The organism is Streptomyces sp. ISL-1, assembly GCF_018614585.1.
Classification (GTDB): Bacteria; Actinomycetota; Actinomycetes; order Streptomycetales; family Streptomycetaceae; genus Streptomyces; species Streptomyces maoxianensis.
Genome location: NZ_JAGGOI010000042.1, coordinates 18544 through 32320 on the forward strand (window position 1 = coordinate 18544; position 13777 = coordinate 32320).

The 13777-nt window shown below is 69.2% G+C and carries 11 protein-coding genes and 2 pseudogenes; 1 reads left to right on the forward strand and 12 read right to left on the reverse strand.

What is annotated here, in order from left to right:
• Positions 1–10 precede the first annotated feature (10 nt).
• Positions 11–709: a hypothetical protein gene (locus J7E87_RS36270; protein ID WP_215097500.1), complete on the reverse strand. Its 699-nt coding sequence runs from the start codon at positions 707–709 to the stop codon at positions 11–13.
• A 138-nt stretch (positions 710–847) separates the two neighbouring features.
• Positions 848–1647: pseudogene (locus J7E87_RS28635) on the reverse strand (IS5 family transposase).
• A 253-nt stretch (positions 1648–1900) separates the two neighbouring features.
• Between J7E87_RS28635 and J7E87_RS28640 the strand changes: the two are divergent.
• Positions 1901–2344 carry a DUF6228 family protein gene (locus tag J7E87_RS28640; RefSeq protein ID WP_215097456.1) on the forward strand — a complete coding sequence of 148 codons (444 nt, stop codon included), beginning with the start codon at positions 1901–1903 and terminating at the stop codon, positions 2342–2344.
• A gap of 68 nt (positions 2345–2412) precedes the next feature.
• Here J7E87_RS28640 and J7E87_RS28645 read toward each other — a convergent pair whose 3' ends face one another.
• The 10 genes and pseudogenes from J7E87_RS28645 to J7E87_RS28690 all read right to left on the reverse strand — a co-directional run bounded on the left by J7E87_RS28645 (position 2413) and on the right by J7E87_RS28690 (position 13777).
• Complete coding sequence (locus J7E87_RS28645; RefSeq protein ID WP_215097457.1) at positions 2413–3954, reverse strand: hypothetical protein; 1542 nt, start codon at positions 3952–3954, stop codon at positions 2413–2415.
• Positions 3951–4286, reverse strand: coding sequence for a helix-turn-helix transcriptional regulator (locus J7E87_RS28650; RefSeq protein ID WP_149823987.1), 336 nt, complete (start codon positions 4284–4286; stop codon positions 3951–3953). Before J7E87_RS28650 ends, J7E87_RS28645 begins: the two co-directional genes overlap by 4 nt.
• Positions 4283–5401 (reverse strand): site-specific integrase, encoded by a 1119-nt coding sequence (locus J7E87_RS28655; protein ID WP_308313109.1) that lies wholly within the window; start codon positions 5399–5401, stop codon positions 4283–4285. Before J7E87_RS28655 ends, J7E87_RS28650 begins: the two co-directional genes overlap by 4 nt.
• 324 nt (positions 5402–5725) lie before the next feature.
• Positions 5726–6133: pseudogene (locus J7E87_RS28660) on the reverse strand (cation transporter); the annotation flags it as partial.
• Between the two features lie 283 nt (positions 6134–6416).
• Positions 6417–8021 (reverse strand): alpha/beta hydrolase, encoded by a 1605-nt coding sequence (locus J7E87_RS28665; RefSeq protein WP_215097460.1) that lies wholly within the window; start codon positions 8019–8021, stop codon positions 6417–6419.
• Between the two features lie 136 nt (positions 8022–8157).
• Positions 8158–8493: a transcriptional regulator gene (locus J7E87_RS28670; protein WP_215097461.1), complete on the reverse strand. Its 336-nt coding sequence runs from the start codon at positions 8491–8493 to the stop codon at positions 8158–8160.
• 46 nt (positions 8494–8539) lie between these two features.
• Positions 8540–9136, reverse strand: a complete 597-nt coding sequence (locus tag J7E87_RS28675) for a hypothetical protein (RefSeq protein ID WP_215097462.1) — start codon at positions 9134–9136, stop codon at positions 8540–8542.
• Between the two features lie 80 nt (positions 9137–9216).
• Positions 9217–9513 carry a hypothetical protein gene (locus J7E87_RS28680; protein WP_215097501.1) on the reverse strand — a complete coding sequence of 99 codons (297 nt, stop codon included), beginning with the start codon at positions 9511–9513 and terminating at the stop codon, positions 9217–9219.
• Between the two features lie 137 nt (positions 9514–9650).
• Positions 9651–11069: an extracellular solute-binding protein gene (locus J7E87_RS28685; RefSeq protein ID WP_215097464.1), complete on the reverse strand. Its 1419-nt coding sequence runs from the start codon at positions 11067–11069 to the stop codon at positions 9651–9653.
• A gap of 17 nt (positions 11070–11086) precedes the next feature.
• A complete protein-coding gene (locus tag J7E87_RS28690; protein ID WP_215097465.1) occupies positions 11087–13777 on the reverse strand; it encodes a vWA domain-containing protein in 2691 nt (896 codons plus the stop codon).

Here is a 13777-nt window from a genome sequence, read left to right on the forward strand (position 1 = left end):
GCCGCCTGTCTCAGGTGCGGGCCGGCGGCGAGTCTTCTGCCCGGCCCCGTATGAGACGCGGGATCCGCCCGGCTTTCGGCGCGCCCGCGCGAGTCATTCCGACAGACGTGAGCGTCGCTGCCGCCACCGTGGCGGCAGCGGTGAACGCGACGACCAGCCAGACACCCCCGACAGGGGCGTTCGTCTGCGGCGGGGCGAACCCTGCGGGCACCGCGTACACCACGAGCCGGTCTCCTGCCTCCGCGTCGGCGGGGCACGCCTTCCCCAGCGGGACGAAGTCCGACTCCCTGAGGGTCCGTTCGAGTTCCGTACCGTCGAGCCGCTCCAGCGAGCACTCCCACCAGGATCCAGTGACCTTTCCCGTCGGCGCGTTCCTCTCATGCCGAACGGCCTTGGTGACGACGGTCTCCAGCGGCTTGCCCCACACGTCGAGCACGGCCTGGTCGAGAAACGTCAGCAACCCCACGGCCAGCAGACACTCCACGATCGCGGCCGCCCCGAAGTGCCAAGGACCAAGACGGATGAAACACACGGCGATCAGCGCGAACCCCACGCCAAGGAGCAACAGACCCGCAACGACGGCCACCGCCGGGCCAGGCCACCACGCGGGAACGAGCACCACCGCGACCACGGCCAGCCCGCACGTCAGCACCGAAGCGGTGACCCCCACCAGCCCACCGGCCACCCACAACCGCGGTCTCCCGCTCACCGACACCTCCCCCACTGCCTAAGCGTCCCGTGCGCTTTCATTCCCAGCTGCGAGCGGTCCGACCCACGCGCGAGCGACTATTCCATGCCCGACCGACCCACGTGTCGCCCCAACTGAGACGACCTGCAAGAAGTCATCTCATTTGGTGATTCTGCGGTAGCAGATGAGGGTGCAGGCGATGCTGGTGAAGGCGAGGAAGTGAATGGCTTTGCGCTCGTAGCGTCGGTGGAGACGGCGGCAGCCGACTAGCCAGGACATGGTGCGTTCGACGGTCCACCGGTGGCGTCCCAGTCGCTGTGATGACTCGATTCCCTTGCGTGCGATGCGTTGCTGTATGCCGCGCTCGCGTAACCATCGTCGCAGGTGGGGGTAGTCGTATCCCTTGTCGGCGTGGAGCTTTCCGGGTTTACGGCGCCGAGGTCCGCGGCGAGAACGGATCGGCGGTATTCCTTGCACGAGCGGGACCAGGGCCTGGCTGTCGTGCAGGTTGGCCCCTGAGATTCCGACGGAGAGGGGCAGACCGGTTCGCTCGGTGATCAAATGGATCTTCGACCCGTACTTGCCCCGGTCGACAGGATTCGGACCTGTCAGGCCCCCCTTTTCAGGGCCCGCATGTTCACCGAGTCAATCGCGCAGCGCGACCAGTCCAACTCGCCGCGGGAGCCGAGCTCGTCGAGCACCACGCGGTGGAGTTTGGCCCACACCCTGACCTTCGTCCACTCCGAGAAACGACGATGGGCCGTCGCCCCTGATGGTCCGAACGAAGCTGCGGGCAGCTGCTGTCAGGTGCAGCCCGACGTCGCCACAAACACGATCGCGGCCAGCACCTCACGATCACCGTGCCGACGCCGCCCACCACCCTGAGGCCGCGAGGGCGCCTCCGGCACCACCCGCTGGAACAACTCCCACAACTCATCCGGCACCAGCCGCTCAACGATCCCCACCACGACCGACAGCCTACCGACCCGCCAAATGAGATGACCTCTTTAGCGCCAACGGCTGTAACGCGGCCTCGGTACTGGTGGGCTCGCGTATTCAACTGTCGCCAGTTGATCAACCTGGCTCCGGAATCACTACTGACCGTGACCATCCTGGCGGGGATCTGGGTGTGGAGCCCTCAACGTTGACGGGAAGTAGCACCGCGTCGTAATGGCGATGACGCCGCCGTGTTGGCGTCCTTATCCTCAGTGGGTGAGTCTGATCGAGGTGGTTCCTGGGCAGGTCGAGCTCGTCGTTCGGGGGGCGGGGTCGCAAGCGCCCTCTATCCGGTTGTTCGACTGGTCACGGACAGATGAGTTCGAGGTCGTATTCGCCGTGGAGGCTGTCGATGACGGCCTGCGCGCACGGATCGAGGCCGTGACCATGTCTGCCTGGGACGGTGCGGGATACCTGACCGAGTTCCTCGATGGTCTTGCGCGCGACTTCCGCGGTTGGGAGGGCGAGCGGTCCTGGACCAACAACGAACTGGTCGTGGCAGCGACATTCGGCTCGGGTGGTCACGTGCATCTGAGCTGGACCCTGCGAGCCGGGGTCTTCTCCAGTGGCTGGGAATGCACTGTGACGACAGTGATTGAGGCTGGCGAAGAGCTGACGGCTGTCGCTGCCGACGTGCAGGAATTCTTCCGCCAGGGGTAGTCGTCCCAGCGCCCCCGAAGTAAGCACTCACGCGCTCTCAAGCCCTCGGAACCTGTGGGCTCTCGTATTCAAATGTCGCTGCTTCCCCGAGGAACCCAGCCTGTTGGTGACCTTGCGTGATCTCCTGGAGCGTATCGGCTCCATGTCCCGCCGGTCTCTCTGATGAGGCGGCCGGTGGTCTTGTCGTGGTAGCCGAGGGCGTCCGCGACGACGGGGCCGGGTAGCTCGAGGAGTTGCTGCCGGATGGCGGCGCCGCGGGCAGCGGCGGCCGGAACTCCGACCTCGTTCAGGAGCGCGGCAAGGTGGTCGGGGCGGAACGGCTGGCCCGCCCGGCGGCCTGGGAAGAGCCAGGAGGATGCGGGGTTGGTGGCGGTGTTCATGTTGTCGCGGTTCGCGATGTGCTCCAGGAGCAGGGCTGCAACCGGTGCAGGGACGGGCGAAGCGGGCTCGCCGAGTCGTAGCAGCACCGTGTCGCCGTCACGGATCACGTCGTCGACGCTGAGCCGGACGATGCGGCTCACGGGCTGTGCGTAAAGGAGGACGATGACTCCGGCGGCTCGGAGACGCATGGGTATCTCCGCGTCGGTCAGCAGTCGGCCAAGGGCATCGAGGCGCTGGTCCTCGCTCAGCGCGGCTCGCCGGGAGACCTTCATCGCGGGAATGGAGAGGGTGCGTCGGCAGCGGTGGCTCTGCATAGCCCAGTTGAGGAAGGCTCGCAGGCAGGTGCGGCTGTGTTCGGTGTTCTCGGCATACCAGGCGTCGATGTCGATCTGGCCGCAGGACGCGAGGGTGCTGTTGCGCTCGCCGAGCCATTGCAGGAACGCGGTCGCGTACTTGACCTGTTCGGCGGCGAACCGTCGGACGCTGGGTGTGATGCGGCTTCGCTCGGCGCGGGTCCGCAGCCGAGGGAGGACGTGCCAGGTCGCGAAGAGCCTGATCGTCTTGGCGTGCTCGGGGTCGGCGATGTCGGTCAGGTGGCCGGGAAGCCAGCGTTGGAAGGAGCAGAGGTACTTGTCGACGGCGGGCAGGGCTCCGCACGTCATCAGAAGTTCTTCCAGGTGAGTGGCGGCCCGCCAGGGCTGGAGTTCGTGGAAGGCGTCGTGGGTCAGAGGGATTTCGCCGAGGCCGAGCCGCCGCAGTAGCTGCGAGGCGCTGCCCGGCTGGTTGCGTCGCATTTCCAGCCAGGCCAGGCCGCTTCTGGGCTTTTCCATCGCCACCAGCAGGTCGAACAGCGGGACAAGTGTGGGTCGGATGCGGCTGGTTCCGTCGTCCAGGAGCGCGGTGAGGCGGTCAGTGAGGGTGCAGCGTTCACACAGCCGTCCGCCCAGGAGCTTGCCCTCGAAGCCGCAGCGTGAGCAGTCGAAGGTCTGGGAGAAGCCGGCGCAGGCGGTGCAGATCGGTGTCCCGTCACCGGGGTGGAGTCCGGGGAGGGCACGATCCTGACCGCATCCCGGGCAGGTGCCCCGTGTCCGGACGGCACGATCTGAACAGGTCCGGCAGACGTATCCGTCCGGGCAGGTGCCGGCCTTGTGCCTGCGGCGGCCGCCGCGGCAGCACTCCGCCATGTACCAGCGTTCGTACTGCTCGTCGGTGGCATAGGGGCGGGTCATGCGTCGGGCAGGATCCGGGCGGCGCGAGGCCGCAGCTTCGCCACGTTCGCTGGCGGGGTGGGCAGGTCGCCGGTGGCGGTCTTGCGGACGCCGGCGTTCTCGGCGGTGGTGGCCACCAGGTCTGCCGGCGTGCAGGACAGGATGTCGCAGAGCGCGGCCATGACCTGCAACGACAGGCGTTCCGGTGTTCCGGAGACCAGGCGGTGAACCTGGGAGGCGGACAGGTCGATGCCGCGTTCGTGCAGCAGCGGCACCAATTCGGTGGCCGTGAAGACCCGATGCTGGGCCATGACCTCGCGCAGCCGCCAGGTGTAGCCGACCTTGCGTTTCATGCCTGCCTCCCGGTCTGGGTCTGAAGGGCAGCGGCGATGGTGGAGTCCAGATGCCGCCGCAGGGTGCGGGTGCGGAAGTCCGAGGACACGCAGGTGTAGAGGGATGTGGTGCTGGCGTGCTCGTGACCGACCTGCTCCTGGACGAAGCGCGGATCCCAGCCGTCCTCGATCAGGTGGGTGACGTAGGACCTGCGGAAGGAGTGGAAGTCGAGTCCGTCGTCCAGGCCGAGGGCCTTGCGATAGGTGATGAAACGGGAGTTGAGCCGCTGGCATCCGATCCGCAGACCCCGTTCCGAGGGCCAGGCCGCCGGGTTGTTGTCGGTACCGAACAGCGGGCGGACCTCGGTGAACCACTCGTCCAGGACGTCCGGGGTCCAGTCGAACACGGTCAGCACCCCGCGGCGCTTGGGCGGCGAGCCCTTCTTGGCCTTGCCGAACCGGACCTGGCACCGGCCGTACTCTCCGAACTCGCCGCCGTGCGGGTTGCGGCCGAAGTCGGCGGCGTCGAGCATCCGCGTCTCGTTGCGCCGCGTCCCGTAGGCGTAGGCGGTCTTGAACAGCGTCGCGTCGCGGAAGGCGGGCAACCAGCCCTTGCGGCCGAAGGCCCGGATGCGGGCAACCTCGTCGTCACAGTGCGCGAAGAAGGCGTGCAGCTCGGCCTTGGTGAACGCGCGCTTCTTCGCGTCCGCCTCGTTGTCCTGGACGTGCACCGCGGTGTTCCACTCGTGCACCACCTGCACCGGGTGGGTGCCGAACCGCTCCTCGCAGGTGGCCGTCCACTCGTAAAGGGGATCGGTGATGAAGTGGCAGAAAGCCCGCACGGCCTCCGAGTACGAGCGGATCGTTGAACGCTTCAACTCTCGCAAGGAGCGCAGGTCACCGAGCCACTCGTCGACCATCGCCGGCGTCCAGAGCCAGGGGTAGGCGTTCACGTAGGCCGCGAACGCCTTGACCGTGTTCTCCCGGCCCTCCACGGTCGTCCGGGCCAGATTCCGCGCGAGCTGCTGGTTGGCGAACCCGGTCAGCATCGCCGCGAAGACCTGTTCCTCCGGCCGCAGCAACGCGACCCCGTCGACCAGGTGCAGCCCGGCCGCCCCCGGTATCGAACCGCTCACCACTTCACCACTTTCCGCGACTCGCATCAGATGCGAGAAAAACGCATCCTATGCGAGTGCTCGGCGGACCCACAGGTCAGCCCCCTGTACAGGTCGCGGCGGAGCCCTCGTCGCGGGTATCGTCCCCGCCAGGGTCTCGCTCAAGTCCGCAGCTCAATACCGCGATTGCCCTTTCCCCACGGGCCGATTCGCTGGCTATCGCGAGTTCGCATCCGATGCAATTGGCGGCGCTGAACACAGCCGTTAGCGCTAAGGAATGATCTTGGGCAGCAGAGGACCGCGGCCATGTGATGGCCGGGGTCCTGTGCGTGTGCAGGTGTCGGTTTAGCCGCAGCAGTCCCAGCCGGGGCGGCAACCGCACCCGTCTGTCTCGGTGCCGGCTGAGGGGACCGCCGCGGCGGCGGGTGTCGCGCAGCAGCCCTTGCCCTGCCAGGCGTCGCGGCCTTCCTTCACGGCGAAGGCGGCGATGGCCAGGGCGGCGATGGGGTCGGCCCAGGACCAGCCGAGGGTGGCGTTGAGGACCAGGCCGACCAGGAGGACGGCGGAGAGGTAGGTGCACAGCAGGGTCTGCTTGGAGTCGGCGACCGCGCTGGCGGAGCCGAGTTCGCGGCCGGCCTTGCGCTGGGCGGCGGAGAGGAACGGCATCACCGCGAGCGAGAGGGCGGCGATGACGATGCCGGGGATGGAGCGTTCTGCCTCGCCGGTGCCGGCCAGCGCGCGGACGGCGTGGATGGTGACGGCACACCACCGAGAGTACACGGAAGCCTGAATTCACAGACCCTTGCATCCATGGAACATGGCGCACGGCCTTGGGGGTATCGGTACAGCCGCCTGCGCCGAGATTGATCACGGGGCCTAACCCGGCCATGGGCGACCAGCGGTACAGCCGTTGGTCCCCATGGCCGGTGTAGAGCGAGGGCCGTCGGTTCGACCCCGACAGGCGGCTCGCAGATCAGGATGTGGAGGCGCGCCCCGGACCGATCGCGGTCCGGGGCGTTCGTACGCGGGGGGCTGGTCACTGGCACTTTGTGTCGTTGACCGGGGGTTTTCCGTGCAGAAGGTAGGTGTTGACTGCTTTCTGGATGCAAGGGTTGCCGGTCGTGTAGGAGCCGTGGCCTTCGCCGTTCAGGGTCAGGAGGACGCCGGAGCCCAGTTGTTCGGCCAGGGCGGGGGCCCAGGTGTAGGGGGTGGCGGGGTCGCCCGTGTTGCCGATCACCACGATGGGCGGGGCGCCGGGGGCGTCGATGTGGTGGGTGGGAGTGCCCTTGACCGGCCAGCCGGTGCAGCCCATCTGGCGCCAGGCCAGGGTCGGGCCGAAGACCGGGGAGGCCTTGGTGAACGCGGGCAGTGCTTTCGCCACGTCCCGCTCGGTGTAGCGCTGGGGAGTGCTGGCGCAGTAGATGCTGCCCGAGGCGTCGTGGTAGTTGGTGTACTGCCCGTCGGGACTGCGCTGGAAGAGGGCGTCGGACAGGGCCAGCAGGATGGTGCCGTCACCGGACTCCGCCTGCTGGATTGCCTGCCAGAGCGCCGGCCACATGGCCTTGGAGTAGAGCCCTGTGAGGACCCCCGCTTCGCCGAGGCTCTGGGTGAGTTCGCGCCTGGTGTCGGTGGGGATGGGTTTGGTGTCCAGGCCGTGCAGCAAGGTGGCGACCCGGGTGACCACCGCGTCCTTGGCGGGACCCTTGGCCTTGGCCTTCGCATTCGCCTTCGCTTGCGGCTGCTGGGCCGCCCATCTGCCGAAGTGGCCGAGCGCCCGTTGGAAGCCCGCCGCCTGCTCGCGGAAGAACCGTATGGGGTTCAGTTCGGTGTTCACGGCGCCGTCAAGGACCGTGCGGCCGACCTTCTTGGGGAACCGGTGGGCGTATTCGGCGCCCAGCCAGGTGCCGTACGAGAAGCCGAAGTAGTTCAGCTTCCGGTCGCCCAGCGCGATCCGCATCACGTCCAGGTCCCGGGCGGCGGCGACCGTGCCGACGTGCGGCAGGGTCTCACCGGACCGGTTTGCGCAACCCTTGACGAAGGCCCTTCCTGTGGAGAGGAGGGCGGCCTTCTCACGGGCGTTGTCGGGGCTGGTGTCCATCGCCAGCCACTCGTCCTTGCGCTTGTCGCCCACGCAGTGCACCGGGCGGCTCCGGCCGACCCCGCGGGGGTCGAAGCTGACCAGGTCGTAGCGAGTGCCCAGCTTCTTGAACTGGGCCGCGGAGCTCCCGGCCAAGTGGTCGATCCCGGATCCGCCGGGGCCGCCGAAGTTGAACACGAGTGAGCCGATGCGGTGGGCCCGGTCGGTCGCCCTGAGGCGGATCAGGGCCACCTCCATGGTCTTCCCGCGAGGCTTGGAGTAGTCGAGCGGCACCGTCAGCTCGGCGCACTCGAGGCTTCGCGGCGCCGGTCCGCCGGGCGGGGCGGGCGGGAGGTCGTGGCACGCGCCCCAGGCGAGCGGCGCCGGGCGATAGGGCTCGCCCGCCCGGGCGCCTGTCCCGGCCGCGGCTTCGTCGGCCGGTCCGTACTGCCCGATCACGCCGACCGCGAGGAGGGCCGCTCCGGCCACGAGAAGGGGCTTGCCGCCCCTCCCGCCGAGTGCGGATCGTCCGCGAGCGCTGATCGATTTGCCGGTGAACAGCATGAGCTGTTCTCCTTTCCCATGGAGGCACGTACGCGTAAGGACACGCCCGTGGGCGTGGTTGTGCGTCTTCCGTCCGTGGGCTGCCGAGTGACCGCTCGGCAGCCCACTTCATGACGTTGGTGACGTGTGCGAGGCCCTATTCCTGGACGGGTTCCTGGATGGATTCCTCGGAGAAGTTCCTCAAGCGCTCCAACTGGTCCCAGTGATGGGCGATGCGCTCTCTCCCGACCGCCGTCAGCGTGACGCTCGTCTTCGGCTTCTTGTGCACGAAGGTCTTCTCGATCTCGACCAGGCCCGCCTCCTCCAGCTTCGACAGGTGGCTGGAGAGATTCCCCTTGGTGAGCCTTGTCGCGCGCTGGAGGAAGACGAAGTCGGCGGCCTTCACGGAGGACAGCACCGTCAGGATCGCCAACCGGCCCGGTTCGTGGATCAGGCGATCGAGGATCAGCTCCTCGTTCCCGGACCCCGACATGACAGACCTGGAGATTTCAGACTCCGAGATTTCAGACCCTGACATTTCAGACCCGGGCATTGCTGTTCCCGGCGGTCAGCTCCTCGGAGGGCCCGAAGGCGCGATTGAGGGCGCGATGGTCGAAGATCCCGGTCGCGATGGTGGCCGCCCCCGCCAGGATCAGGCCCAGATTGATCTTGCTGTCCGCTCCCGCACCACCCCAGACGGGTACGAGGCCGACTGCCAGGAGAGTGCCGCAGATGATCGTGTTGTGCGCCCTCAGCCCTACGCCGACGGCGTAGTAGACCACCATGATCAGGGCGAACGAGGCCGCGGTGAGGCTGAGCGGCAGATCGAGGGACCAGTCCGTCTGCACCCCTCCGGCGACCACCACCGCGCTGACGGCGGTGGCGACGGCGCCCTTGGTCTGGGCCCTTGTGGACAGAGTGACCCGCCCGTAGTTCTCGTTGTAGTAGCGGGTGATGAGCAGGTATGCCGCCGCGGCCGCCAGTAGGCAGCCCATGAAGACCCAGGCGTGGCGCAGTGGGCCCCATTTCAGGTTGCCGAGCCCCGCGAAGATGATCACGGCGCCTGCCGGGATCGAGAGAAGGCCTCTCAGGTAGTAGTAGATCGCCGCCGCTGACTCCAGATTCCTGCGTTCCATTGCCGCCCCTCCCAAACTGGTCTGTGTCGCAAACCATACGTTCGAGGCGGCGTCTCGTCAACTGGTTTGCGCGGCAAACCTCAGTAGCGGGCGGTCACAATTCCGTCGGGAGGTCGTCGTAGCCCGCGACGCCCGGGCGGGCGGTGGCCAGGGCTGACACGACGGTGGCGTGCGGGGACGCGTGGACCAGCGGGGTAGTCGATCTCGCCCTGCGACGGGTCCACCGGCCAGGCCAGGTGTTCGCCGTCCAGGGAGAAGCGGGCGTCGACGCCCTCCTTGTTGCCGCGGGCATCGAGGCGGATCCAGCGGTCCGCCGATGTCGATACCGCGCGGGCCGCCGGCCTGGACTTCCTGACCACGGCCCGCAGCGCCTCCACGAAGCTGGCGCCCTTGTTCCGCGAAGAACTGCGACACGAGCGACGGGTTGCGGCCGAGGATCTCGTCGCGGCGAAGCCATGACGCGGGCGTGGCGTCGGCGGTGGCAATCGCGGAGGGGTGACGGGCCGCGCTGGCGTCACCCGTGGGGCAGCGCCTTCGCCAGTTTCTCGTTCAGGGACTTGGCGAGCTGGGCGTCGGAGGGCGGGCCGTCGCCGAAGAGCTTTCCCAGTTCGGCGGCGAAGGTCTGAGTGAAGGCACCGTAGAACGGGGTGCGGGGCCGCTGGACGGCGTTCCGCAGCGCGGGCAGCAGGATGGTGCGTGCGTACGCGGGACGGCCGTTCGCGTCCCGCGGCATCCGGTCGGTGGTCTCGCCGGTCGCGGAGGGGGTCGGGCCCGCTATCCCCGGAGGCTTCACCGACTCGCAGGCCAGGCCGTCGTCCTCGTACGCGGACACCCTCGTCGCCGCGAACCCCGCGTCGAGTAGGCAGCGTTCGCTTTCCCTGCTGGTGAGGAACTGGATCAGCCGCTGTGCGGTGGCGCTGCGCTCCGACGCCCGGGTCACGGCCAGGTTCTGACCGCCCAGCACCGCCCTGCCCGGCAGCGGGGCCACCCTGAGCTGCTGGTCGGAGAGGGTCTGGTGCAGGGAGCCGTAGGCGTACGGCCAGTGGCGCAGGAAGGCGGTGCGGCCGTCGGCGAAGTCGGTGAGCGACCGGGCCTCGTCGGAGTGGAAGGCGTCCCCGAGGGTGTACGGGGCCCGGGCGCGGTTGCGTAGCTCGCCCAGCCCCGCGATCAGGTCCTCCGCCGAACCCGCGTACCGGCCGTCGGCATCGGTGAGGGAGAAGTCGCCGCGGACGGAGGCGAACGCCTCGATGCCGTTGACGGTGAGGCCCTCGTACGAGGCGTCGAGCTGTGTCGTCCAGCCCTTCTCGTAGTGCTCCGGCACCTTCCTGCCCGCGTCGTTGAGCGTGTCGATCAGCTGCTCGATCTCGGACCACCGGGTGACCTTGCTGAGGTCGGTGTTCGTCACGCCCGCCTTCTTGAGATAGTCGTGCCGGTAGTAGAGCAGCCCGACGTCGCTGTTGAACGGCACGGCGTACACCCTGCCGTTCCAGCGGGCCGTGGCGGCCACGGACTCGATGACGTCCCCGTCGGCCAGCTCGTCGGGCAGCGGCCGGACCAGATCCGCCTCGGCGAATTCCGGCACCCACGTCACGTCTAGGTTGACCACGTCGTACTCCGCGCTGCCGGACTGGAGCGCGCCCAGCAACTGGCTGCGCTGCTGGTCCGCGGAGCCCGACAGTTCGACCAGACGGGCCCGGTGGCCCTTGCCCGCCTGTCGCCGGTTCCACTCGTCGATGAGCTGCTGGCGGATGCCGCCCCTGCCGGTGACGTCACGGCCGCTGGCCACGACGATGTCGCCAGGGGGCTCGGCGGAACCCGTGGCACCGGGGGTGCCGGTCCCGTCGCCGCCGGTGCAGGCACCGATGGCGAGGAGGAGAGCGAGGGTGAACGCGCCGACGGCATGGCGCCTTCCGCCCACGCGCCTCGAACGCATCGTCATTGATCCCTCGTTCATTCGTCTCCCGTTCCGGTCCTGGCGACCTCGTCCCGCAGGTCCGCCACGAGATCGGTCCTTGTGTCAAGGCAACGCCCGCCGCTCGCCTCGGAGATTGCCGCGTCCGCCTTTCCCTCGTCGCATCCGCCGCTGTCGAGCGACGCCATGACCACGGGGACCTTCATGCTTCGCGCGGACCTGAGCAGACCCTCGAGCCGTCCGCCCTCGGTCAGCCGGTTGTTGTCCTCGTCGTCCGTGAGGTAGACGATCAACTGGGGGCGCTCGTCGTCGACGCGGCGCTGCGCCATGGCGTTCAGCGCGGCGATGAGCGCCCCGTACGGATCGGCCTCCGCGTTCCTCACTCTGGCACTTCGGTCGATGGCGCGCTCCGCGACCCCGCGCCCGTACTGTCCAAAGGCCAGCAGTTCGCTGTACGGGCGCTTGGCACCGGCCTCCGACGCCACGGCCCAGACCCCGTATTCGTCCTGGGCGCCGAGCCCGCCCAGCGACTGCTTGACGATGCCGGGCGCGCCGCCGGGCCCCTTCCACAGGTCACCCATCGAGCCCGAGCTGTCCAGCAGGAACAGCACACGGCCCGGGCCGTGTGCGTCCCGGTAGTCCGTCAGCGCCGCACTCATCGCGTCCGGGCGGGCGGAGCGGGTGAGGGGCCCGGGGGCACTGAGGGCCCCGAAGTCACTGAAGGCGAAGCCGGAGCCGAGGGGCGGATGGTCCCCCGAAGCGCTGCGAAAGCCGTCCTTCCCGAACTCGGCGAGCCCGCCCTGGGCGGCGTCAGCCCCGTCCTTTCCGTCCGCGCCGCCGCCGGCGCCGGTCAGCCAGTGGTGGAATCTCTCGACCTCGTCGCTCCGCGCCGACGTGTCACGGTCGGCGTCGTCCCAGCGCACGCGGACGAAGGTCGGGTCCAGGGCCGGGACGTCGTCGGGGTACTCGGCCATCCGCCGGGCCCGTGTCCTCCGGTCGCAGCTCACTGCGGTCTTCATCAGGAACTCCGGTACGAGGGCGGCGGTGTGGTCGTCCACGGCGTCGTCGTCGGGCAGCACGCACAGGAGGTCCGCGCCGGTCGGCGAGGGCGGACCGAGCTGCGCGACGCTGTGCTCGGCGGCGGCCGCACCGGCCGCACCCGCCTTCTCGGCGCCGGCGTTCCCCGTGCCGTGCGCGCCGTACAGGCCGACGGTCGCCAGCAGACCGGCGTCGGTGTACTCCGGGTCCGTACGCCGCACCTCGGCCTTGCCCTCCAGGCCTGCCATTAGTTCCCCAAGACTGCTGGTCCGGCCGGAGCCCTCGGTCGCCAGCGCTTGCGGGACGGCGAGCACGATCGGGGAGTACGCGAACGCGGTGGGGTCGGGGACCAGTTCCGCCCAGCGCCGCTGGTCCGTCGTGGCACGGGCCCGGTCGACGTTCGCCGAGGACGCCGGGATCCAGATGTCCGGCTGGGGCCCGATGTCGCGCTGCGGGTTGATGTCGTCGCTCGTGGGCCGCTGCCAGGGATCGGACTGGTCGCGGAACGCGGAGACGACGTCGGCGGCTCCGGCGCTGTAGACGGTGATGCCGCTGCGCCGGCAGCCGTCGTCCGTCGTGTTGGTTTCCGACGTCAGGTAGTCCTCGGCCGCCTTGCGGACGGTGGGCTCGATGTCGGGGTCGGTGAGCAGGCGGAGTTCGAGGGGGGGCTTGCAGGAGGAGCCGCGGGAGAGGACGAGGCCGACGGCGGTCAGGCCGGCCAGCGCCACGAGTACGGCCGCGACCACGGCGAGCGTCCTGGCGGGCGGCTTGGACAGACGGGCACCAAGGGACTTCAAGGCGTTCCGGACCCGCCGCCATGAGGGGAGCGGCGGCGGAACCACAGGCGGCGGAATCGGAGGCGGCGAGGGCGGGGGCGGGGCCGCGCCGAGCGCGAGCAGCACGTCCTCGCCCGAGGTGGCCGAGCGGCTCTGCGGTTCCCACGGCTCTGGGGGCTCGCGCAGCGTCACCTCGTGCCTGGATATGTACGCCCTGAGCGCCTCCGCCAGCTTGCCGAAGCCCACCGGGAAGCCTGTTTCGCCGCCCGCTTCGGCAGAGGGGCCGCCGAGTCCGCCGGGCCCGACGCCCTCGTTCAGGAAGTGCACCAGTCGGGCGGTGAACGGCGTCGGGGTGTCATCGTTCCCCGCGTCGATCCTGTTGTTGGCCTGCACGCTCATCAGCAGCGAGGTCCGCCTGCGCTGGGCGGCGCCGAGCGCGTCCCACGCCGCCGCGGCGTTGCCCGCGTAACAGCAGTCGAGGACGACGACCACGTGCTCCGCCCCGGTGCGGCCGAGCACGGTGAGCACGCTCTTCCACGGGGCGGCGCCGCGGAACACCGACTCGGTGCCCGCCTCGATCGTCGCCGTGCGCATCAGGAACCAGAGTTCGGCCCCCGTGCTGGGCACGGCGCCGTGCCCGGAGAAGTAGAGCAGGAGCACGCCCTCGGCCGCGTCGACGGCCGCGTCCAGCTGACGGTCGAAGTCGTCCACGTTGGCCGGCTGGGACTCGACGATCTCGTCCTCGCCGAACACCCCGCCCCTGCCCAGGGCATCGCGGAGCGCGGTGAGGTTGTGGGCGATCGCCTTGAGATCGCCGGGCACTCCGTTGGGCCGCTCGGGCTGCTTGTAGTCGTATTCCGGAACGCCGACGAGCAGTGCCCGGTTGGCCTTCCTGCGCGGTTCGGGGCGCGACAT

What these genes read in the sequence shown, in the direction of transcription:
- J7E87_RS28690 (WP_215097465.1), bottom strand. Translation starts at nt 13,777, where the DNA reads ATGTCGCGCCCCGAACCGCGCAGGAAGGCCAACCGGGCACTGCTCGTC.
- J7E87_RS28665 (WP_215097460.1), bottom strand. Translation starts at nt 8,021, where the DNA reads ATGCTGTTCACCGGCAAATCGATCAGCGCTCGCGGACGATCCGCACTC.
- J7E87_RS28670 (WP_215097461.1), bottom strand. Translation starts at nt 8,493, where the DNA reads ATGTCGGGGTCCGGGAACGAGGAGCTGATCCTCGATCGCCTGATCCAC.
- J7E87_RS28645 (WP_215097457.1), bottom strand. Translation starts at nt 3,954, where the DNA reads ATGACCCGCCCCTATGCCACCGACGAGCAGTACGAACGCTGGTACATG.
- J7E87_RS28650 (WP_149823987.1), bottom strand. Translation starts at nt 4,286, where the DNA reads ATGAAACGCAAGGTCGGCTACACCTGGCGGCTGCGCGAGGTCATGGCC.
- J7E87_RS28685 (WP_215097464.1), bottom strand. Translation starts at nt 11,069, where the DNA reads ATGCGTTCGAGGCGCGTGGGCGGAAGGCGCCATGCCGTCGGCGCGTTC.
- J7E87_RS28675 (WP_215097462.1), bottom strand. Translation starts at nt 9,136, where the DNA reads ATGGAACGCAGGAATCTGGAGTCAGCGGCGGCGATCTACTACTACCTG.